Raw genomic sequence first — 20,763 nt, 5'->3', positions numbered from 1 at the left:
TGAGGGGGTGCGGGGGGAAGGCGAGGTGGATCGGGATGACGACTCGGGCGACCGTCTCCGCGCTGCTCGACGGGTACGGCCGGACGTACGCCGAGGAGGCCGGGATCACGCTGCGCGACAAGCCCGCGCCGCTGTACCGGCTGCTGGTGGTCACCGTGCTGTGCTCGGTCCGGATCCGCGCCGACACGGCCACCGCGGCCGCCCGGGAGCTGTTCCGGGCCGGGCTGCGCACCCCGCGGGCGATGGCCGGCTCCGGCTGGCAGGACCGGGTGGACGCGCTGGGCCGGGCCCACTACGTGCGGTACGACGAGAGCACCGCGACCGCGCTCGGCGACGGGGCGCGGCTGGTGCTCGACCGCTGGCGCGGCGACCTGCGCCGGGCGGGGGCGGCGGCGGACGGCGACCCGGAGGCGCTGCGCGGTCTGCTGCGGGAGGTGCCGCGGATCGGCCCGGTCGGCGCGGACATCTTCTGCCGGGAGGCCCAGGCGGTGTGGCCCTGGCTGCGCCCGTCCTTCGACGCCCGGGTGTGCCGGACGGCCCGGGACCTGGGCCTGCCCGGCACGCCGCGCGGGCTGGCCGGGCTGGTGCCGCCGGAGGACTGCGCGCGGCTGGCGGCGGCGCTGGTCCGGGTCGGCCGGTCGGAACGTGCGGCGGCGCAGGTGCGGGCCGCGTGACACCCCGTCGGACCCGGTCCCGGGTGTGGGCCGGGCCCGGACCGGGCAGCCGCGCGGCAGGAACGGGACGGCCCCGGGCGGCACGGCCGCGGACCGGGGCCGGCGGAGGAAGGTGAGCACGATGGCCAAGCCGGTGTGGAAGGGAACGCTGACGTTCGGGCTGGTGAGCCTGCCGGTGGCGCTGTACCCGGCGACCGAGTCCCACACGGTGCGCTTCCACCAGTTGCAGCGCGGCACCACCGACCGGGTGCGGCAGCGGCGGGTGAACGAGCGCACCGGTGAGGAGGTGCCGTTCGAGGACATCGTCAAGGGCTACGAACTCGCCGAGGGGCAGTACGTGGTGGTGGAGCCCGCCGAGCTGGAGGAGATCTCCCCCGGGCGGTCCCGGACCATCGAGATCAACGGTTTCGCCGACCTGGCGGAGATCGATCCGGTCTTCTTCGACAAGACCTACTACCTGGGCCCCGCCGACCCGACCGCCGCGAAGGTCTACCAGCTCCTGGTCGAGGCGCTGGTCCACTCCCACCGGGCCGGGATCGCCGTGTTCTCGATGCGCGGCCGGGAGTACCTGACCGCGGTCGACTCCGCCGACGGGCTCCTCGAACTGCACACCATGCACTGGGCCGACGAACTGCGCGACCCGCAGCAGGAGGTCCCCGACCTGCCCGCCCGGCGGAAGGACTTCAACCGGACCGAACTCGCCACCGCCGAGCAGCTGATCGGCATGCTCGCCGTGGACTGGCACCCGGACGACTACCACGACACCTACGAGGAGCGGGTCAGGGCGCTCGTCGAGGCGAAGGCCGACGGCCGGGAGATCACCCTGTCCGCCGGAGCCGAACCCGAGGCCACCGAGGCGACCGAGCTGATGGACGTCCTGCGCCGCAGCCTCGACGAGGCCCGCGCGAAGGGCGGCGGCGGCACCGGGCGCAGGAACGGAGGGGGCGGTGGCGGCCGGGGCCGGGCAGCGTCCAGAGGTGCCTCGGAGCCGAAGCGGGTCGCGGAGCCGAAGCGGGCCGCGAGGCCGGGGAAGGCCGGGGCGCAGGAGGCCGCGGAGGCGGTGGAGGACCTCGCCTCGCTCAGCAAGACCGAGCTCTACCGGCGGGCCGCCGCGCTCGGGGTCCCGCACCGGTCCACCATGACGCGCGACCAGCTGCAGTACGCGCTGAAGGCCGCCGCCCGCCCCCGCCGGAACCTCAAGCGGGCCTCCTGAACCTCAAGCGGGCCTCCTGGGCGGCGGCCTGCCGCTCGGGGCGTCCGGCGCGGGCGTCACTCGGTGGAGAGCAGCGGGCCGAGCGGGCCGAGGTCGAGGTTCAGGTCCTCGGGGGTGAGGCCGAAGTGCTCCCGGAGTTCCGCCATCCGGTCCTCCAGGGCCATCAGGGTCAGGCCGAGCTTCTCGACCTGTTCGTCGTCGAGGCCGCCCTGGTCGATCCGGCGCAGCGCCTGACGCTCCATCAGCTGCCGGAGCAGTTCGACCACCGCGAGGACCAGCGCGGCGAGGTCCTGCCCGACCGCCTCGGGGTCGAGTTCCACCCGGCGCGGCCGCCCGTTCACGGTTCCCGCCCCCGTCCGGCGGCCGGTTCGGCGGCCGGTTCGGCGGCCGGTTCAGCGGCGAGGGAGCGGACCGAGGCGATCAGGGCCCGCAGGCTGATCCGGACCAGGTCGACGTCCGCGATCGAGAGGGTGATCTCCCCCGCGATCACCACGCCGCCGGCCAGCACCCGGTCGAGCAGGTCGACCAGCGCGACGTTGCGCTGCCGCAGTCCGGAGTCGGGCTCGACGCCGGGTTCCGGGTGGGACGGGTACCGGTCCGGGGTGCTCACGGCGCGCCGTCCCCGGTCGGGAGGTCGACGAAGGAGTACGGGGGCCAGGGGCCGGTGAGCTCCAGCCGCAGGACGGGGGCGTGCTGCTCCCGCAGGCCGCGGACGGCGCGGGCGAACCCGGCCTCCCGCGAACGGTGCACCAGGTAGGCGCCGTTGAGCAGCATCGGGTCGCGGACGCCGGTCGCCTCCGGGGGCTGCGGCGGGTGCTCGGTGCTGTGGTCGGCGAGGCCGGTCAGGGCCAGGTGGACCTGTCGGGCGCGGGCGGCGGCGTCCGCGAGGTCCCGGGTGTCCCGGTCGCGGGCGGCCCGGCGGCGCAGCAGGTAGGCGGTGCCCGGCCGGTCGTCGTCCGGCGGGCCGCCGGTGCCGGTGGCGGCCTCCGCCTCCGTGCGGGCCTGGTCCAGGCGGGCCTGGTCCAGGCGGGCTTTGTCGAGGTGGGCCTTCACGCCCCACTCGGTGCGGTCGGCGACGCGGGCGAGGGCGGTCCGGAACGCGTCGGCGTGGGCCGTCAGCAGGGCGCGGACCCGGTCGTCGTCGCGGTACACCGTGCCGAAGCGCACCGGCAGGGCCCGGCCGGCGGTGGCGGAGACGACCCGGTGGTGGGCGCGGACCGCGGGTTCGAGCCACTGCGGGTCGCGGAGGCGGCGTTGCAGGGCGTCGGCGTCGAAGTCCGGGCCGGGCACCGATCCGACGACGGCGAGCAGGCCGCCGGCCCCGACCGTCCGGGGGTGTTCGCCGGCGACGCCGCCGGGGGTGTCCGGCGGGGGCGCTCCGGTGTCGGCGGGGGCGACCGCGTACAGCCAGGTGTAGGTCACGGCGCCTCCCGCTGCCGCCGGGTGCCGGTGCCCTTCCGGGCCGGGCGCTTCTTCGGCGGCTCGTCCGCCTGCCCCGGATCCGTGTCGGCGTCGGCGTCCGGATCCGGCTCCCGGTCCGGCTCCAGCTCCGGGGCGGCGGTGTCCTGCGAGCGGGCGGCCTCGAGTGCGCCGAGGCGTTCGCGCAGTCGGCGGTTCTCCGCTTCGAGGTCCCGGCGGCGGTCGCCGGAGGAGAGGGTGGGGTCGTGCTCCCACCAGTCGATGCCCATCTCCCTGGCCTTGTCGACCGAGGCGACCAGCAGCCGGATCCGGATCGTGAGCAGTTCGATGTCCAGCAGGTTGATCCGGATGTCCCCGGCAATCACGATGCCCTTGTCCAGCACGCGTTCGAGCAGGTCGGCCAGGTTGGCGGGCTGCGGGGCGGCGGAGGTGCCGGGGTACGCGGGGACCTCGCCGGTGCCGCGCCACGGGGTGGGGGTGTTCACGGCGGGTCCTCCTGGTCGGGGAAGCGTCCGCGGGGGTAGCGGCTCTCCCGGCGGTAGGCGAGCAGGTCCCCGTCGTGGTCGAGGTCCACCCGGTAGACGGCCAGGATGTCGGTGGAGTCGGGGATCCGGTGGCTCTCCACCACCTCGACGCCGATCCGCCAGCCGTCCTCGGTCCGTTCCACCGAGGTGACGCCTTCGGGGCTGCGCCCGGTCATCGCCCGGACCTGGGCGGCGGCCCGGCCGGCGGCCTCGGCGGCGCCGAGGCCGGCCTCCTCCGCCCGGGCGGACCGGTCCGACTGGTCGGACCGGGCGGGCCGGGCGGACCCGGAACTGCGGGAGCGCGTCCGGCCGGTGTCTGCGGGTGCCTCGTCCTCGTCGGGGGAGCTTCGCGTTCCCGGTCGTCGTCGGCGGCGGCGGGGCGGCGGCGGGGCCGTGGTTCGGCTTCGGGGTCGCGTGCGGTGCGGCGGCGCGGCGCGGCGGTGGACGACGGGCTGCGGGTCGTGCGGTCGCGGGGTTTGCGGGCGGCGGGCTCGGGCACGGTTCACACCTCCAGGCCCCCGGTCGGGGGCAGCAGCCGCCGGACCAGTTCGGCCTCCCGGTCGGCGGCCTCCTGCTCGCTGATCGTCCCCGCCTCCCGGGCGGCCTGGACCTCCCGCAGCCGGCGGCGGACGGCGGCCGGGTCGTTCAGCTCGTGCTCGGCCTGCTCCTGGAGCCGTTCGGCCACCCAGATGACGCCGCGGACGGGGGCGAGCGGCAGGGTGAGCAGGCCGGTGATCAGTCCCATGGCCGCGGTCCCGGCGCGTCGACGAGTCGCGCGGCGAAGTCGTACGGGGCGAGCGGGCCGAGCAGCCGGAGGTCGATCCGGCCCGCCCAGTCGGCGCCGAGCTCGTCCGTGGCGCGGGTGAACTCCGGCCACCGGTCGTCGGCCACCAGGAAGGAGGCGCCGACCGGCTGGTCGGCGGACGGGTCGGCGCGGACGGTCGCCACCGCGAGCGGGCCGAGCCGGGCGAGCAGTTCGTCGGCGCCGGCCCGGGCGCGGTCGGCGAGTTCCGCGGAGACGAGTTCGCCGAGCCGGATCCGCTGCGGACGGGAGGCGTCCTCGGGCAGCGCGGCGGTCTCCGCCCGCAGGCGGGCGATGTCCGGCCGCTGTTCGACGATCTCGCGCAGCACCGCCTCCTCGCGGTACGTGCCGCGGACGGTGAACTGGGCGAGCCCGGCCAGCTCCTCCAGCGCGGACCGGAAGCGCTCCCCCTGCGGGGCGAGCAGTTCGTCGGTGACGGCCGCCGGGTCGCGGACCACCGCGCCGAACCGGAACGGCAGGACGGCGGTGCGCCCGGCCGCGACCGCGTCGAGCACCCGGGCGTGGCCGATCAGGTCCTGGGGCGTGCCGAGCGGGCGCCGGGGGTCGATCTCGCTGACCAGGGCGGCCACGTCGCCGTGCCGCACCCGGCGCACCGGCTCCGGCGGGTCGCCGACGCCGACGAACCCGTCGGCTCCGGCAGCCTCGTCCGGGCCGGGGGCGTCGGCGGGGACGATCCCGTAGACGTAGCAGGCCCGGTCGGACGGGGTGGCGTCGGACGGGGTGGCGCTGCTCATCGTCCGTGCTCCTTCCTGGTCGGCCGGGCCCGGCGGCGGGGCCGCTGCTCGGGTTCCTCCTCGGGTTCTTCCTCGTCCTCCTCGTCGTCGCCCCCGCCGACCAGGTCGGACACCTTCTCCTTCACGCCTTCGAGCGCGCCGCGGGTCTTGTGCCGGGCGCCGCCCTCCTGCATGTCGTTCACCAGCTCCGGCAGTCCTTCGCTCCGGTCCTGGGTGATGTCCAGCCGGTTGACCGCTTCGGCGAAGCGCAGGTAGGTGTCCACGCTCGCCACCACGATGCGGGCGTCGATGGTCAGCAGTTCGATCCCTACCAGCGAGACCCGCAGGTAGACGTCGATGACCAGGCCCTTGTCCAGGATCAGGTCCACGACGTCCACCAGGCCGGACGGGGAGGGGCGGGAGGCGTAGCTGCCCGATCGCGGGGTGACGGTCACCGTTCTCACTTCTTCCGGGAGGAGGTCCGGCGGGAGCCGCGGCGGGCGGGCCGCTCCGGTTCGTCGCTCTCCTCCTCTTCCTCGTCGTCCTCGTCGTCCTCGGCTGCGTACTCGTCGTCGCCCTCGTCCTCGAACTCCTCGTCGTCGTCGGCCTCGGGCTCGTCCTCGTCGTAGCCGCCCTCGGCGTCCTCGTCGTCGTAGCCGTCCTCGTCCGGCTCGTCCTGGTCCGGCTCGTCCTGGTCCTCTTCCTCCTGCACGGCGTCCTCGTGCGAGCGGACGACCTCGCCGTCGCGGATCTCGCCGCGCCAGCCCTCGACGGCGTCGGGGTCGAGGATCGTGCGGGTCATCACGTGGCGGCGGAAGTGCTTCAGTTCCAGCCGGACGCGGCGGCCCTGGGCGCGCCACAGGTTGCCGGTCCGTTCGAACAGGCCCTGGGGGTGGTACTCGAGGACGAGCAGGATCCTGGTGAGGTTGGGGGCGAGCTCGTGGAACGTCACCACCCCGTCCGCCGAGCCCTTGTCGCCCTTGGAGCGCCACACGATCAGCTCGTCCGGGACCTGCTCGACGATCGTCGACTGCCAGGTGCGGTGCGAGAGGAAGATCCCGGCCTTCCAGTCGAGCTTCTGCTCGGAGGACTGGTCGACCTGTTCGACCCGCTTGGTGTACTTCGGGAAGTCCTGGAACTGCGTCCACTGGTTGTAGGCGACCCGGACCGGTACTCCGACGTCGATCTGCTCGACGATGTTGGTGACCTTGGTGTCCTTGCCGGCACCTCCGCCGCCGCCTCCCCCGCCACCGCCGAGCTTGCCGGTCACGGCCTGCTTCAGCCCGGACGCGCCCGCGCCCAGCAGGGTCTTCGCCATGGAGCCGCCGCCCCCGCCCCCGTCACTGCCGTTGCCACTGCCGCTGCCGCCGTTGGCGACGTAGTCGACCAGCTTCTCGGTCATCGCGCCGACCTTGTCGCTCGCCGCGGCCGCCACGCGCTCCCCCAGCGCGGACACCAACTCCCGGCTCTGTTCCATCAGTTGCTCGGTGGGCAGGGCGTCGAGCACGCTGCCCGCGCCCGCTCCGTCGTCATCGGAACGCCTGGCCATCGCCATTCACCCCGTCCTCGTCTTCCTGGCCGACGCGCGCTTGCCGGTGCTCTTCGTGCTCTTCGCACCGCCACCGGCGCTCCCGCCGCTGCCGCTCTTCCGGTCGGCTGCGGCTCTGCGCGGCGCTGCCGTCTTCTTCGCGGCGGTCGAGCGGGCGGGGCGTTTCGCGGCGCTGCTCGCGCTGCTCGTGCTGCGCGTGCTGCTCGTACGGGAGGTCCGGCGGCGCGGCGGCTCGGGCTCCTCCTCGTCCTCGGGCTCCTCGGGCTCCTCGTCCTCCGGTTCCTCCGGTTCCTCGTCCGGTTCGGAGCCGTCCGGCTCCTCGTCCCGGTCGCGGGCGGCGGTGCGGTCGCGGACGGCGTCCGTCTGCTGCTGGAGGCGGTCGGTGAGCGAGCCCATCCGGTTGCTCGCGGCGGCCACCACGGCGTTCTTGCCGGCTTCCGTCAGGTCGCCCCTCATCTCGTCCACCAGGCCGCGCAACTGCGGTGAGGACTCGAGGAGTTGACCGATCAGGACACCGGGATTGGTGCTGATTCTCTTTCCGGCCGCCAGACCGGCCAGGGCGAGCGCCCAACGGGCCTTGTGCCAGCGCCCGAGGAAGTAGCCCCCGACCACGGCGGCTGCCAACTTCGAATTTTTCATGGGATTCCCCGAACAGGAGTCGGACCGGTCCTGGAGGCCGTTCCGCTTCGACAGGGGTACCGCCTACCCGGGCCCCCGGGAACGACACCCCGATATCGGGACCTATCGGGCATTCATCCCGATTCTTCCGGGTAGGCGCTCCGCGTCGCGGGTCCGTACGAGCGGGCCTGCCGGAACGGAAGGAGCAGGTCATGACGGTCGAGGCGGTCCTGGCGGCGGAGTCGAGCGGCCCGTCCCTCCTGGTGGTGATCATTCCGGCGCTGATCATCGCGGTCCTGCTGATCGGGGCGTTCGTCTGGGGCAGCCGGTGGTGGAACCGGCGCCGTCCCCCGGGGGGTCCGGGGCCGGCCGCCCGGGGGGCCGGTTCCTGGAGCACCCCGGAGGAGCGCGCCTCGGCGGAGCACGCGCCGGAGGAGGACCCGGGGCGGCCGGTTCCCCCGCGCGGCCCGGGCGGCCGGTCCGAGCGCTGATCGCCCGAGCGGCTGATCGATCCGGGCGGCTGACGGCCCGTTGAGGTTCGGATTGTCGGGCATACGTGCGACGTGTCCGGAGGCTTGCCAGGAGGCTTTCGAGGATCGAGGAGGCGATCAGCGGTGGTGGTGCTCTGTCTGGGGGTGGTGGCGGGCTACCTGCTCGGGGGGCTGCTGACCGCCCGGGCGGTCTTCCGGCGGGGGCGGGAGCGCTTCCTGCACAGGGGCGGGGCCCGGACGGTCGACGCGCGGCGGGTCCGCACCTTCGAGCGGCAGGAGCGCCAGCAGACCGAGGCGTTCGCGCTGTGCTCGGGCGCGCTGTGGCCGGTGGCGCTGCCCGTCCTGCTGCTGCACCGCCTGGTCGGGTCGGTGGCCCTGGACCGCGGGCGCCCCGGCGCCGCCGCCCGGCCGGACCCGGGGGCGGTGGCGGCCCGGATCGACGAGCTCGAACGCGAGCTGCGGCTGGGCCGCCACGGCGGGGCCGGGCCGGCGGAACGGTGTCCGGGGCCCCGGGCCGGCGGCGCGCCGAACCGGCGGGCGAGGTCGGTGTGAGCGATGCCCGACCGCACTCAGCCGCTGAACCTCGGTGAGCAGTTGCTGGAGCAGTTCCTGACCGCGGGCCGCACCCTCGACCCGCGGGACGCGCCCCGTTTCGCCGAGCAGTACACCCGGGCACTCGGCCTCGGTTCGGCCGCCGTGTACCTGGCCGACATCCAGCAGCACCGCCTGGTCGCCCTGGCCCAGGGCCCGGACCTGCCGATCGACGGCACGCTGGCGGGGTGGACGTTCCGGACGGGTTCGATGCGGGTGGCCGAGGACACCGGGGCGGGGCTGGTGGCCTGGTTCCCCCTCACCGACGGGGCCGAGCGGCTGGGCGTGCTGGGGTTGCGCACGCCGGCCCTGGACCGGGAGGCGGTGCGCCGCTGCCGGCTGCTGGCCTCGGTGCTCGCCATGGTGATCACGTCCAAGCGGGACACCAGCGACAGCTACGCGCACGGCACCCGGGCGGACACCATGAGCCTGCCGTCGGAGATGCTGCGGGCCTTCCTGCCGCCGCGCACCGTCTGCACCGACCGGGCGATCTCCACCGCCGTCCTGGAGCCGGCCTACCGGCTGGGCGGGGACGCGTTCGAGCACTCGCTGGCCGACGGGGTGCTGCACGCCGCGGTGCTGGACGCGATGGGCCACGACCTGGCGTCCGGCCTGACCGCCGCGCTGGCGCTGGCCGCCTGCCGCAACGCCCGCCGCAACGGCGCCGACCTGCCGGACCTGGTCGACACGATCGACGAGGCGCTGCACACCTGGTTCCCGGACCGCTTCGCCACGGGCGTGTTCCTGCGCCTGGACATCGCCACCGGCACCCTGCACTGGGCCAACTGCGGACACCCGCACCCGCTGCTGATCCGCTCCGGCGAGGTGGTCCCGGGCGCGCTGGACGGCCCCGGAGAGCTGCCGCTGGGGCTGAGCCACTACACCGGCGCCGCGCGGAGCGCGCGGACCTTCTCGCTCAAGCCGGGCGACCGGCTGCTGATCTACACCGACGGGGTGGTGGACGCGAAGGGCGCCAACCACGAGTTCTTCGGCCTGGCCCGGTTCACCGACTTCGTGATCCGGGCCGCCGGCGCCGGGGAGACGGCTCCGGAGACGCTGCGCCGGCTGATGCACGCGATCCTGGAGCACCAGGACGAGAACCTCACCGACGACGCCACCATCATGATGATCGAGTGGCAGCCGGACTCGCCGCCGCTGCTCGACAACACCCGTCCCCGCACCTCCCCTTGGTGAGTCACCGCCCCTCGACGGTCGACTTGACGGTCAACGGGCCCCGGACGCGCCGACGGGGCGGAGGCTTTCCGCCTCCGCCCCGCCGGCCGGGTGGCCGGGTACCGGTACCGCGGTTCCGCTACCAGCGGTACCAACGTCCGCGGCCGCCGGTCGAGCTGGTGCTGCGGGCGATGAAGCCCACCAGCCAGATCACGAACACGACGATCGCCACCCACCAGAGGACCTTCACCGCGAAGCCCGCGCCGAACAGGATCAGGGCGAGGAGCAGGACCAGCAGAAGCGGAACCATGGGATGCCCTCTTTCATGTCGTTCTGTGTGGTTTCGTCCCGCGTCTGCCCGGCGGACGCCCGCTCATGCCGTCACGGGCGGGGGAATCTAGGCGGTGGGCGGCGGGAAGCGGTCCCAGACCCGGTGTCCGGCGAGCAGGTCCGTGACCTCGCGCAGGACCTGGACCGGGTCGGTGCCGAGGACGACGCCGGGGCCGTCCGCCGGGAGGCCGGCCGCGGTGAGGGCCTCGCGGGCGTCGCCCCAGCCGCCGATCGCCTTGGCGTGCCGCCAGGTCTCGTCGAGCAGCAGGGCCAGCCGGGGGTCGAGGGCGGTGTGCGGCCCGGCGGCGCGGGCGTCGCGGGCGGGGGTGGCGTCGGGGCCGGGGGCGGGGGCGCCGGCCAGCAGGACGGCGTCGAACTCGGTGGAGCGGGCGGTGGCGAAGCTGCGCTGCACCTCGGCCGGGTCGCCGCCGGTGGGGGCGACCACCAGCGGCACCAGGTCGGCGGCGAGGGCGGCGCGGCGGACGGCGTCGAGGGCGGCGGGGTCGGTGCCGGGTCCGGTGAGGATGCCCACCGTCCGTCCGGCGACCGGCCAGTCGCGGCCGAGCTGGGACAGCGCGGGGCTGGGCTCGGGGTCCGTCAGCTCGCCGCCTTCGGGCTCCGGGGCGGGCAGGCCGAGGCCGTCGGCGACCTGGGCGCACAGCCGGGCGTCGATCCGGGCCAGGACGCGCAAGGTGCGTTCGCGGACGGCGGGTTCGGTGCACTTGCCGAGCTCGAAGGAGTAGGCGTTGATGATGTGTTCCTGCTCGACGGGCGTCATGCTGGCCCAGAAGATCCGGGCCTGCGAGAAGTGGTCGTCGAACGAGGCGGGCGCCTCCCGGACCTTCCGGGACGCGGGGACGGGCTGCGGGTGCTCGACGAAGGCGTGCTCGTCGGCGCCGGCGAAGAACGGGCAGCCGCCGTCCAGCGAGCTGGGCTTGTAGGGGGCGGTGCCGGGGTGCACGGCGTCCTGGTGGAAGCCGTCGCGCAGCATGTCGTTGACCGGCGCGTGGGTGCGGTTGATCGGGATCTGCGCGAAGTTGGGTCCGCCGAGCCGGGTGATCTGGGTGTCCAGGTAGGAGAACAGCCGGCCGGCCAGCAGCGGGTCGTCCGTGACGTCGATGCCGGGCACCAGGTGGCCGGGGTGGAAGGCGACCTGCTCGACCTCGGCGAAGAAGTTGGTCGGGTTGGCGTGCAGGGTCATCAGGCCGAGCGGCTGCACGGGCGCCAGTTCCTCGGGCACGATCTTCGTCGGGTCGAGCAGGTCGATGCCCTCGAAGGTCTGCTCGGGGGTGTCGGGCATGACCTGGACGCCGAGCTCCCACTGCGGGTAAGCGCCGGCCTCGATGGCGTCGTACAGGTCGCGCCGGTGGTAGTCGGGGTCGGTGCCGCCGATCAGCTGGGCCTCGTCCCAGGTCAGCGAGTGGACGCCGAGCTTGGGCTTCCAGTGCCACTTGACCAGGGAGGTGGAGCCGTCGGGGGCGACCAGCCGGAAGGTGTGGATGCCGAAGCCCTCCATCGTCCGGTAGGAGCGCGGGATGCCCCGGTCGGACATGTTCCACAGGGTGTGGTGGGTGGCCTCGGTGTGCAGCGAGACGAAGTCCCAGAAGGTGTCGTGGGCGGACTGCGCCTGCGGGATCTCCCGGTCGGGGTGCGGTTTGGCGGCGTGCACCACGTCCGGGAACTTGACCGCGTCCTGGATGAAGAACACCGGGATGTTGTTGCCGACCAGGTCGAAGACGCCTTCGCCGGTGTAGAACTTGGTGGCGAAGCCGCGGGTGTCGCGGACGGTGTCGGCGGAGCCGCGCGAGCCGAGCACGGTGGAGAAGCGGACGAAGACCGGGGTCCTGGCCCCGGCGGCGAGGAAGCCGGCCTTGCTGAGGCCCGCGCCCGCGCCGTAGCTCTCGAACACGCCGTGCGCGGCGGCGCCGCGGGCGTGCACGACGCGTTCGGGGATCCGCTCGTGGTCGAAGTGGGTGATCTTCTCGCGCAGGTGGTGGTCCTGGAGCAGGACGGGGCCGCGCGGTCCGGCCTTCAGCGAGTGGTCGGAGTCCGGCAGCCGGGTGCCCTGGGCGTTGGTGAGGTACGCGCCGTCCTGGGCGCGGACCGGGCCGCTGTCGTCCTGCGGGCCGCGGCCGGTGGCCGAGAGGGGCGCGGGCGCGGCCTGGTCGGGCTTGGGCGGCAGCGGCGGGCGCGGCTCGACCGGCTCCTCGACCGTGGGTTCGCCGGCGCTCGGCGCGCCGGGGACGTCGGGCGTGCCGGACCGGGTGTCGTCGGCGCTCATGGGATGTCCTTCCGAGACGTGGGCGTGAACGGGTACGTCACCGACGCGGCTAACCAGCCGGAAACGAACGGAAACCGGCGAACACCCCCGGATACCCCTCATCTCTCTCATCTCCCTTGTCTCCCGGTTTCCGGCTCCGCACCTCGGGCAGGCGCGGCGCAGTCGCGTACGGGCCTGTACGGAGGAGAGGTGGCGGACGTGGCACGGACGGATCTCGCGGACCGGGCGGCGCCGGTCACCGGCGGAACGAGCCCGGCCCGCAGGCGGGTTGGCCATCGAACGGAAGGAGCGCGTGATGCGCGCGGTGACCTGGCAGGGCAGGCGGGACGTCCGGGTGCAGGAGGTGCCCGACCCGGCGGTCGAGGACCCCTCGGACGTGCTGGTGGAGGTGAGTTCGACCGGCCTGTGCGGCTCCGACCTGCACCTGTACGAGGTGCTCGGGCCGTTCCTGGACCAGGGTGACGTCCTGGGCCACGAGGCGATGGGCACCGTCCGGAAGGTGGGCGGCGCGGTGCGCACGCTGAGCCCGGGCGACCGGGTGGTGGTGCCGTTCAACGTCGGCTGCGGCACCTGCCGGATGTGCGCGGGCGGGCTGCACTCGCAGTGCGAGACCACCCAGGTGCGCGAGTACGGCAGCGGCGCGGCGCTGTTCGGCTACACCAAGCTGTACGGCCAGGTGCCGGGCGGGCAGGCCGAGTTGCTGCGCGTCCCGTTCGGCGACACGCTGCCGGTGAAGGTGCCGGACGGGCCGCCGGACGACCGGTTCGTGTTCCTCTCGGACGTGCTGCCGACGGCCTGGCAGGCCCTCGAGTACGCGGACGTGCCGGAGGGCGGCACGCTGCTGGTGCTGGGCCTGGGGCCGATCGGCGAGATGTGCGTGCGGATGGCGCTGCTGCGCCCGGGGGTGCGGCAGGTGATCGGGGTGGACCTGGTGCCGGAGCGGCTGCGGCGGGCCCGGGAGCGCGGCGCGGTGGTGCTGGACCTGAACGACCGGCCCGACCTGCTGCCGCAGACGGTGCGCGACCTGACCGACGGCCTCGGCCCGGACAGCGTGGTCGACGCGGTCGGCATGGAGGCGCACGGCTCCCCCGCCGCGACGGCGGCGCAGCGCGTCACCGGCCTGCTGCCGGACGCGCTGGCCCGGGCGCTGATGCAGCGGGCCGGGGTGGACCGCCTGCAGGCCCTGCACCTGGCGGTGGAGCTGGTCCGGCGCGGCGGCACCATCTCGGTGGCGGGCGTCTACGGCGGCGCGGCCGACCCGATGCCGCTGCTGACCATGTTCGACAAGCAGGTGCAGCTGCGGATGGGCCAGGCCAACGTGCGGCGCTGGACGGACGAGCTGCTGCCGCTGCTGACCGACGCCGATCCGCTGGGCGTGGACTCCTTCGCCACCCACCACCTGCCGCTGGACGAGGCGCCGGAGGCGTACGCGATGTTCCAGCAGAAGCGGGACGGCGCGGTCAAGGTGCTGTTCAAGCCCTGACCGCGCGGGCCGGGCCCCCGGGCAGGAAAACCCCTTGGGGGCCGCTGGCATGCTGGTGCCGTGGAGAGACCGGAGATCTGGATCGAGTTCGCCCCCGACCTGCACCCCTTCGTCGGCTCCCGGCACCGCGGCGGGCCCGTCGCGGTGCGGACCGACGGCACCTCGACGCTCGGGCACGTGGTCGAGTCGCTGGGCGTCCCGCTCACCGAGGTCGGCGAACTGCGGGTCGACGGCGCCCCCGTGCCGGTCTCCCGGGTCGCCGGGCCGGGCGCGCGGGTCGCGGTGCTCGGGGTGACCAGGCCGCAGCGGCTGCCCGGGCCGGCCCGCTTCCTGCTCGACGTCCACCTGGGCACGCTGGCCCGCCGGCTGCGGCTGCTCGGCGTCGACGCCGCGTACGAGAACGTGGACATCGGCGACCCGGCGCTGGCCGCGCGGTCGGCCGCCGAGCAGCGGGTGCTGCTCTCCCGCGACCGGGGCCTGCTGCGCCGGCGCGAGCTGTGGGCCGGCGGCTACGTCTACAGCCACCGGCCGGCCGACCAACTGCGCGACGTGCTCTCCCGGTTCGCCCCGCCGCTGGCCCCGTGGACCAGGTGCACCGCCTGCAACGGCACGCTGCGCGCCGCCGCCAAGGAGGCGGTGCAGGACCGGATCGAGAACGGGACCGAGCGCTCGTTCGACGTCTTCGCCCAGTGCGCGGACTGCGGCCAGGTCTACTGGCGCGGGGCGCACCACGCCCAGCTGGACGCGATCGTGGCGGCAGCCGTCGCCGAGTTCGGCGGCTGACACCCCCGCGCCCCGCCCCCGCCCCCGGTCCGGGTCAGGCGGCGCGCAGGGCGGGCAGCAGGTCGTGTTCGGCCCATTCGGTGAACGCGGGCTGGCTGTCGCCGCCGACCTGGATCAGGGCGAGTTCGTCGAACCCGGCCTCGGCGTAGGGGCGGACGGCTTCGAGGAAGTCCTCGACCCGGTCGCCGCAGGGGATGGAGCCGGCGACGTCCTCGGGGCGGACGTACTGGCTGGCGGCGGCGAAGCCGGCGGTGCCGGGGAGATCGGCGTTGACCTTCCAGCCGCCGCCGAACCAGCGGAACTGGGCGTGCGCGCGTTCGACGGCGGCGTCCCGGTCGCGGTCGAAGCAGACCGGCACCTGGCCGACGGCGGGTTTCCCCGCGCCGCCCGCCCCGGCGAACGCGGTGAGCAGCTCGCGCTCGGGCTGGACGGCGATCGCCAGGTCGGCGAGCCGTCCGGCGGTGGCGCAGGAGACCGGGCCGGAGACGGCGACGCCGATCGGGGGCGGCTGCTCGGGCAGGTCCCAGAGTTTGGCGCCGTCGACCTGGTAGTGCCGTCCGTGGTGGGTGACGTACCCGCCGGCGAACAGTGCCCGGATGATCTCCACGGCCTCGGCCAGCATCTCCTGGCGGACCGCGACGGGCGGCCAACCGCGGCCCACCACGTGCTCGTTGAGGTTCTCGCCGCTGCCCAGCCCGAGCCGGAACCGCCCTTCGGAGAGCAGCTGCACGGTGGCGGCCTTCTGCGCCACCACCGCCGGGTGGTAGCGGACGGTGGGGCAGGTCACGTACGTCATCAGCGGCAGTTCGGCGGTGGCCTGGGCGGCCGCGCCGAGCACCGCCCAGGCGTAGGGGGCGTGGCCCTGTTCGTCCAGCCAGGGGAAGTAGTGGTCGGAGATCACCGCGAAGTCGAACCCGGCCCGTTCGGCGCGCACCGCGTCGGCGACCAGGTCGCGCGGGCCGCGCTGCTCCGTCATGAGGGTGTATCCGATGCGCATGTCTGCCTCCTGGCAGGGCGGTTGCGGTCAGCTCGCGGTCAGCAGTTGCGGGGCGAGCGTCTTGATCAGGGTGTTGGTCCAGCGCATCTGGCGGAGCGTCTGCGGGTGGCAGCGGCTCGCCAGGTCGAGGAGTTCGCCGTCCCGGCCGGCCTGCGCGGCCTGGGCGAGCATCTCCCAGTGCAGCGAGTTGCGGCTCGCGGCGAGGTGCAGGGCGGCCAGCGCCTCCAGCGGGCCGGGCAGGCCGTCGGGGCGCGGGGCGAGGTCCTCGGCGGCCTTGCGGCGCAGCCGGGTGAGGGCGGCGGGGTCGCGGTCGGCGGGCAGGTGCAGGCCGCGGTCGGCGGCGGTGGCGGCGATCAGGCGGGCGTGTTCGGCGGACCAGCGGGCGGTGTCGGTGGCGACGTGGTGGAACTCGTGTTCGGCGCGGTGGTCCTCGGCGGCGGCCAGCAGGTCGTCGTGCAGGGCGAGTTCGCCGTCGTGCAGGGTACGCAGGACGGTTTCGACGGGGTTCACGGGGTGGCCTCCGGGGCGGGGTCGGGCCGCTGGTCGGCGAGCGCGTCGGGGCCGCCGGTGGTGGGGGCGCGGCGGCGGGGTCGGCGGGCGCGGAGGCGGTGGTGGTGGGTGCGGGGGCGGGGGTGCCGTCGGCGGGGGCGATCCGGGTGAGGCGGGCGGCGGCGGTCTTGTAGAGGGGCTGTTTGGAGACCGGGTCCCAGTCGGTGGCGGTGGTCTCGTTGGCGGCGCGGCCGCCGTCGGGGCCGGGTCCGGTGCGGCCGGGGGTGTCCCAGTAGCCGTAGTGGAAGGGCAGGAAGAGCAGCCCGTCGCGGATCGCGGTGACCCGCAGCCGGGCCCGGACGGCGCCGCGGGCCGTGGCGACCTCGACCAGGTCGCCCTCGCCCAGGCCGCGCCGGCGGGCTTCGCCGGTGCCGATCTCGACCCACATCCCGGGTGCGGCGGCGTCGAGTTGGGGGGCGCGGCCGGTCTTGGTGCGGGTGTGGAAGTGGTAGAGGGTGCGGCCGGTGGTGAGCTGCAGCGGGTACTCGGCGCTGACGTCCTCGTGCGGGGGCAGGTACTCGGCGGCCTTGAGCACCGCCTTGCCGTCGGGGTTGAGCGCCCGGTACTCGGTCTCGGAGACGGCGGCGCCGGTGACCAGGTCGCGCCCGTAGGTCTCGCAGGTGCCGGGGGCGGCCCAGGAGATGCCGTCGGAGTAGAGGCGTTCGGTGCCGTCGGGGTGCTCGGCGTCGCAGGGCCACTGGACGCCGCCGCGCTCGCGCAGCAGTCCGTAGCTGAGGCCGGTGTAGTCGCAGGGCCGTCCGGCGGAGCAGCGCTGCCAGGCCGCGAACGCGCCGGGCGCGTCGTGCCAGCCGATCAGCGGGGCGCCGTCGCGGTCGCGGAAGTCCATCCGGCGGGCGTAGTCGAGCAGGATGTCGAGGTCGGAGCGGGCCTGTCCGGGCGGCTGGACGGCCTGTTCGCAGAGGTGGACGGTGCGGTCGGCGTTGGTGAAGGTGCCGGTCTTCTCGCCCCAGGTGGCGGCGGGCAGCACGACGTCGGCGAGCAGTGCGGTCTCGGTCGGGTAGAGGTCCTGGACGACGGTGAACAGGCCCTCGCCGCGCAGGAGTTCGCGGATCCGGGCGAGTTCGGGCAGCGAGACGGCCGGGTTGGTGCCGGAGATCCACAGCAGTTTGATCGAGCCCTGTTCGGCGTACCGGAAGATCTGCATCGCGGGGGTGGGCGGCCCGTAGTGCGGGATGCGCTCGGGCTCCACGTTCCACAGCTCCGCGAGTTCGGCGACGTGCGCGGCGTTCTCCCAGTTGCGGAAGCCGGGCAGGTCGCCGTCGGCGCCGCACTCGCGGGTGTTCTCGGCGGTGGGCTGCCCGTTCATCTGGAGCACCCCGCAGCCGGGGCGGCCGAGCATGCCGCGCAGCAGTTGGAGGTTGTTGACCTGGACGGCGGCGGCGGTGGCCTGGTGCGACTGGTAGACGCCCTGCAGCACGGTGGAGAGCAACTTCCGCGCCTCGCCGAGCAGTTCGGCGGCCCGCTGGATCTCCCGGGCGGGCACGTCGCAGATCCGCGCGGCCCACTGCGGGGTGCACTTCCCGACGCCCGCGGCGAGCTCCTCGTACCCGACGGTGTGCGCGTCGACGTACGCGTGGTCGATCCGGTCGGTGCGGACGAGTTCGTGCAGCAGCGCGTTGAGCAGTGCGACGTTGGTGCCGATCCGGGGCGCGAGGTGCACCTCGGAGCGGGCGGCGACGGGGGTGGGGCGCGGGTCGACGCACAGCAGCCGGGGCGGTTCGGGCCCGGCGAGGCGGTCGAGGACCCGCATCCACAGCACGGGCTGGGTCTCGGCCATGTTGTGGCCGAACAGGGCGAGCGTGTCGCAGTGGTCGACGTCGGTGTAGGAGGCGGGCTGGCCGTCGCAGCCGAAGGTCTCCTTGAGCGCCTCGGCGGCGGTGGCGGTGCACAGCCGGGTGTTGCCGTCCAGGTGGTTGGTGCCGATGCCGGCGCGGGCGGTCACGGCGAGCGTGTAGTACTCCTCCAGGAACAGCTGCCCGGAGGTGTAGAAGCCGATCGCGCCGGGGCCGTGCTCCTCCAGCAGGTGTTTCGTCCGGTCGACGACCAGGCCCATCGCGGTGTCCCAGTCGCTCTCCTCCAGTTCTCCGCCGCGCCGCACCAGCGGGACGGTGAGCCGGTCGCGGGCGTGGTTGGCCTGCCAGCCGAACAGGTCCTTGGGGCCGAGCCGCCCCCGGTTGACCCGGTCGTCCGCCCGGCCGCGCACCCCGACGATCCGGCCGTCGCGCACCGCGACGTCCATCGCGTCGCCGTTGGAGTGCAGCAGCGAGGCGGCGGGCACCCAGCGGTCCACCTCGGCGGCGGTCAGACAGCTGTCCCGGCGCACCGGCCAGGGCTGCCCGGGGGCGTAGGGGTGCGGTCGCCCCAGGGTTCGGCGATCCGGTCGATCCGCTCGCGCATGGCGCCACCTCCGTGTGTCACTGCCCGACGGCTGCCGCGTGTACCCGGGGGGCCGCGGGGCATGCGCGCCGGTCCGTTCAGTCGGGCGGGCGCAGTTGGTCGCGCAGCAGGCGCAGGGCGGCGTCGACGGCGGCGGCCCGGATGTCGTCGGGTCGGTCGGTGGGCGGTTCGGGCCGGGCGGTGCGGGTGCCGTCGGGGCCGCTGACCGCGATGTGCACGGTGCCGACGGGGCGGCCGTCGTGCGGGGCGGGCCCGGCGGCGCCGGTGGTGGCCAGGCCGTAGGTGGCCCGGGTGCGGGCCCGGACGCCTTCGGCCATCTGGGCGGCGACCTCGGGGTGGACGGTGCCCTGGTCGGCGAGCAGGGCGCGGTCGACGCGCAGCAGGTCCGCCTTGACCTCGGTGGCGTAGGCGACGACGCCGCCGAGGAACACCCCGCCCGCGCCGGGGGCGTCGGCGAGGACGGCGGCGAGCCGCCCGGCGGTGAGGGACTCGGCGGTGGCGACGGTGTGCCCGGCGGCGGCCAGCGCGGCGGTGACCTGCCGGGCCAGGACGGCGCTGTCGGGCAGCCCGGGGCGGGGCCCGCCGGTGCTCATGTCCCGCGGGCGACCTTGACGGTCGCCAGGTCGGGGTCGGCGCTGTCCGGGACGAGCATGCCCGCCTCCAGCCCGGTGCGCAGGTAGTCCAGGACGGCGTCGTTCAGGCGTTCGCCGGGCAGCACGGCGGGGATGCCGGGCGGGTACGGGGTGAGCATCTCGGCGGCGGTCCGGCCGAACGCCTTCTCCAGCGGCACCTGCTCGGTGGGGCCGAAGAACGCGTCGCGCAGCAGGGCGGCCTGCTCCAGCCGCAGCTCGCCCGGGTCGGGGACGTGCACCCGGGCGGCCGGGCGGAGGGTGGGCGCGGCGGCGACGAGTCCGCGCAGGCCGCGCAGCAGGGCGTCGGCGGTGGTGGCGTCGTCGGCGTGGGTGAGCTGGGCGCTGATCCGGCGGTGGTCGCAGACGTGCAGGGTGAGCTGGTGGTACGAGCGCAGCCAGTCGCCGGCCCGGTAGCCGGTGGTGCCGAGCCCGGAGACGTCGACGATGACCTGCAGCGGGTCGAGGTCGGCGGCCAGGCCGGGCCCGCAGAAGTCGTCCCGGCCGTGGACGTGCAGCCCTTCCAGGGCCTCGATCTGCTCGCGGACGTCGGCGGCGAGCGCGAGCGCCGCACCGAACAGCTCGTGGCCGTGCTGGACCATCTGGCGGCGCCAGCCGTCGAGCGCGGCGTAGATCAGGACGGAGGGGCTGGTGGTGCCGAGCAGGTCCTCGCGCTGCTTGAGCGCGTCGGGGGCGACCAGGTCGCCGCGCAGGTGGAAGACCGAGCTCTGTTCGAGGGCGGAGCCCATCTTGTGGACGGAGGTGACGCAGACGTCGGCCCCGGCGTCCATCGCCCACTGCGGCAGGTCGGGGTGGAAGGGCAGGTGGGCGCCCCACGCCTCGTCGACGATCAGCGGCTTCCCGGCCGCGTGGCAGACCTCGGCGATGCCCGCCAGGTCGGCGCAGGTGCCGTACGGGGTGGGCGGGGTGACCAGCGCGCCCTTGGCGTCGGGGTGGCGCTCCAGGGCGGCCCGGAACGCCTCGGGGCGGGGCGGGTGGGCCAGGTGCAGGCCGGCGTCCCAGGACGGGTCGACCCAGACCGGGCGGATCCCGGCCAGGATCAGCCCGGCCACCACGGACTTGTGGGCGTCCCGGCCGACCAGCAGTTCCTCGTGCGGCCCGGCGACGGACAGCATCGCGGCCTTGACCGACAGCGAGCTGCCGCAGGTGGAGAAGAAGGTGTGCTCGGCGCCCACCGCCTCGGCCATCAGCGCCTGGGCGTGCGGCAGGATGCCGCGCGAGTCGGTGCGGTCGTCGAGCCCGCCGCTGGCCAGCACGTCGGAGCGGAACACGTCCGCCCCGAGCACCTCCAGGACGCGCGGATCGGCGCCCCGCCCCTGCTTGTGGCCGGGCGGGGTGAACACGGTCAGCGGATTGGCGTGGAAGGCCGCGAGGGCCTCGATCACCGGCGCTTGGGACTGGTCCATGCGGCGCGTGTGCCCTCGGCCCGGGCGGCGAAACGGGCCCGGCGGCCGCCGGACCGGGGCGGGCGGCGCTCAGCGACC

The 20,763-nt window shown here is 75.0% G+C and carries 23 protein-coding genes and 1 pseudogene; 7 read left to right on the top strand and 17 right to left on the bottom strand.

Annotated elements, in window-relative coordinates; translation table 11 throughout:
* Window positions 1-35: 35 nt before the first annotated feature.
* Together OU787_RS34380 and ku are read left to right on the top strand one after the other, a co-directional pair.
* Complete coding sequence (locus tag OU787_RS34380; protein WP_268661744.1) at window positions 36-674, top strand: endonuclease; 639 nt, start codon at window positions 36-38, stop codon at window positions 672-674.
* A gap of 121 nt (window positions 675-795) precedes the next feature.
* Window positions 796-1,887 carry a non-homologous end joining protein Ku gene (gene ku, locus OU787_RS34375; RefSeq protein ID WP_268661743.1) on the top strand — a complete coding sequence of 364 codons (1,092 nt, stop codon included), beginning with the start codon at window positions 796-798 and terminating at the stop codon, window positions 1,885-1,887.
* A 56-nt stretch (window positions 1,888-1,943) separates the two neighbouring features.
* On the opposite strand, the gene OU787_RS34370 is transcribed toward ku, so the two are convergent.
* The 10 genes from OU787_RS34370 to OU787_RS34325 are packed head-to-tail and all read right to left on the bottom strand — an operon-like array spanning window position 1,944 to window position 7,539.
* Window positions 1,944-2,228, bottom strand: coding sequence for a gas vesicle protein K (locus OU787_RS34370; protein ID WP_268661742.1), 285 nt, complete (start codon window positions 2,226-2,228; stop codon window positions 1,944-1,946).
* Complete coding sequence (locus tag OU787_RS34365) at window positions 2,225-2,497, bottom strand: gas vesicle protein (RefSeq protein WP_442788617.1); 273 nt, start codon at window positions 2,495-2,497, stop codon at window positions 2,225-2,227. The genes OU787_RS34370 and OU787_RS34365 overlap by 4 nt, the downstream gene beginning before the upstream one ends.
* Window positions 2,494-3,309, bottom strand: a complete 816-nt coding sequence (locus OU787_RS34360) for a GvpL/GvpF family gas vesicle protein (RefSeq protein ID WP_268661741.1) — start codon at window positions 3,307-3,309, stop codon at window positions 2,494-2,496. The genes OU787_RS34365 and OU787_RS34360 overlap by 4 nt, the downstream gene beginning before the upstream one ends.
* On the bottom strand, window positions 3,306-3,791 hold the full coding sequence (locus tag OU787_RS34355) for a gas vesicle protein (RefSeq protein WP_435820781.1): 486 nt from the start codon (window positions 3,789-3,791) through the stop codon (window positions 3,306-3,308). The genes OU787_RS34360 and OU787_RS34355 overlap by 4 nt, the downstream gene beginning before the upstream one ends.
* Window positions 3,788-4,336 (bottom strand): gas vesicle protein GvpO, encoded by a 549-nt coding sequence (gene gvpO, locus OU787_RS34350; protein ID WP_268658067.1) that lies wholly within the window; start codon window positions 4,334-4,336, stop codon window positions 3,788-3,790. Before gvpO ends, OU787_RS34355 begins: the two co-directional genes overlap by 4 nt.
* Entirely contained in the window at window positions 4,333-4,575 is a 243-nt protein-coding gene (locus tag OU787_RS34345; protein ID WP_030463630.1) for a gas vesicle protein GvpG, read from the bottom strand. The genes gvpO and OU787_RS34345 overlap by 4 nt, the downstream gene beginning before the upstream one ends.
* The gene (locus OU787_RS34340) at window positions 4,566-5,387 is read right to left on the bottom strand and encodes a GvpL/GvpF family gas vesicle protein (protein ID WP_268658068.1); all 822 of its coding nucleotides are present in this window, start codon (window positions 5,385-5,387) and stop codon (window positions 4,566-4,568) included. Before OU787_RS34340 ends, OU787_RS34345 begins: the two co-directional genes overlap by 10 nt.
* Complete coding sequence (gene gvpJ / locus OU787_RS34335) at window positions 5,384-5,821, bottom strand: gas vesicle protein GvpJ (RefSeq protein WP_030463628.1); 438 nt, start codon at window positions 5,819-5,821, stop codon at window positions 5,384-5,386. Before gvpJ ends, OU787_RS34340 begins: the two co-directional genes overlap by 4 nt.
* Before the next feature lie 5 nt (window positions 5,822-5,826).
* The gene (locus OU787_RS34330; protein WP_268658069.1) at window positions 5,827-6,921 is read right to left on the bottom strand and encodes an SRPBCC family protein; all 1,095 of its coding nucleotides are present in this window, start codon (window positions 6,919-6,921) and stop codon (window positions 5,827-5,829) included.
* Window positions 6,922-7,539, bottom strand: coding sequence for a hypothetical protein (locus OU787_RS34325; protein WP_268658070.1), 618 nt, complete (start codon window positions 7,537-7,539; stop codon window positions 6,922-6,924).
* Window positions 7,540-7,745: 206 nt separating this feature from the next.
* Here OU787_RS34325 and OU787_RS34320 point away from each other — a divergent pair, with 206 nt between their 5' ends.
* The 3 genes from OU787_RS34320 to OU787_RS34310 all read left to right on the top strand — a co-directional run bounded on the left by OU787_RS34320 (window position 7,746) and on the right by OU787_RS34310 (window position 9,809).
* Window positions 7,746-8,024, top strand: coding sequence for a DUF6479 family protein (locus tag OU787_RS34320; RefSeq protein WP_268658071.1), 279 nt, complete (start codon window positions 7,746-7,748; stop codon window positions 8,022-8,024).
* A gap of 123 nt (window positions 8,025-8,147) precedes the next feature.
* Complete coding sequence (locus OU787_RS34315) at window positions 8,148-8,576, top strand: hypothetical protein (protein WP_268658072.1); 429 nt, start codon at window positions 8,148-8,150, stop codon at window positions 8,574-8,576.
* Between the two features lie 3 nt (window positions 8,577-8,579).
* Window positions 8,580-9,809, top strand: coding sequence for a PP2C family protein-serine/threonine phosphatase (locus OU787_RS34310; protein WP_268658073.1), 1,230 nt, complete (start codon window positions 8,580-8,582; stop codon window positions 9,807-9,809).
* A 118-nt stretch (window positions 9,810-9,927) separates the two neighbouring features.
* Here OU787_RS34310 and OU787_RS34305 read toward each other — a convergent pair whose 3' ends face one another.
* On the bottom strand, window positions 9,928-10,098 hold the full coding sequence (locus tag OU787_RS34305; protein WP_030463622.1) for a hypothetical protein: 171 nt from the start codon (window positions 10,096-10,098) through the stop codon (window positions 9,928-9,930).
* Between the two features lie 87 nt (window positions 10,099-10,185).
* Entirely contained in the window at window positions 10,186-12,399 is a 2,214-nt protein-coding gene (locus OU787_RS34300) for a catalase (RefSeq protein ID WP_268661740.1), read from the bottom strand.
* A gap of 295 nt (window positions 12,400-12,694) precedes the next feature.
* On the opposite strand from OU787_RS34300, the gene OU787_RS34295 reads away from it, so the two are divergent.
* Window positions 12,695-13,882 (top strand): alcohol dehydrogenase catalytic domain-containing protein, encoded by a 1,188-nt coding sequence (locus tag OU787_RS34295; protein ID WP_268661739.1) that lies wholly within the window; start codon window positions 12,695-12,697, stop codon window positions 13,880-13,882.
* A gap of 60 nt (window positions 13,883-13,942) precedes the next feature.
* Entirely contained in the window at window positions 13,943-14,665 is a 723-nt protein-coding gene (locus tag OU787_RS34290) for a Mut7-C RNAse domain-containing protein (protein WP_268658075.1), read from the top strand.
* 34 nt (window positions 14,666-14,699) lie between these two features.
* Here the strand turns inward: OU787_RS34290 and OU787_RS34285 are convergent, their stop codons facing one another.
* The 5 genes and pseudogenes from OU787_RS34285 to OU787_RS34265 form a co-directional block, all read right to left on the bottom strand.
* Complete coding sequence (locus OU787_RS34285; protein WP_268658076.1) at window positions 14,700-15,662, bottom strand: TIGR03557 family F420-dependent LLM class oxidoreductase; 963 nt, start codon at window positions 15,660-15,662, stop codon at window positions 14,700-14,702.
* A 27-nt stretch (window positions 15,663-15,689) separates the two neighbouring features.
* Window positions 15,690-16,172, bottom strand: a complete 483-nt coding sequence (locus OU787_RS34280; protein ID WP_268658077.1) for a hypothetical protein — start codon at window positions 16,170-16,172, stop codon at window positions 15,690-15,692.
* A 22-nt stretch (window positions 16,173-16,194) separates the two neighbouring features.
* A pseudogene (locus tag OU787_RS34275) lies at window positions 16,195-18,629 on the bottom strand (molybdopterin oxidoreductase family protein); the annotation flags it as partial.
* Window positions 18,630-18,706: 77 nt separating this feature from the next.
* On the bottom strand, window positions 18,707-19,222 hold the full coding sequence (locus OU787_RS34270; RefSeq protein WP_268658078.1) for a CinA family protein: 516 nt from the start codon (window positions 19,220-19,222) through the stop codon (window positions 18,707-18,709).
* Window positions 19,219-20,685, bottom strand: coding sequence for an aminotransferase class I/II-fold pyridoxal phosphate-dependent enzyme (locus OU787_RS34265; protein WP_268658079.1), 1,467 nt, complete (start codon window positions 20,683-20,685; stop codon window positions 19,219-19,221). Before OU787_RS34265 ends, OU787_RS34270 begins: the two co-directional genes overlap by 4 nt.
* Window positions 20,686-20,763 lie beyond the last annotated feature (78 nt).

Source organism: Kitasatospora sp. YST-16 (genome assembly GCF_026802215.1).
In the GTDB taxonomy this organism is placed as follows: Bacteria; Actinomycetota; Actinomycetes; order Streptomycetales; family Streptomycetaceae; genus Kitasatospora; species Kitasatospora cineracea.
Note: the sequence above shows the minus strand (reverse complement) of the source record. Positions and strands in the feature narration are given on the sequence as shown.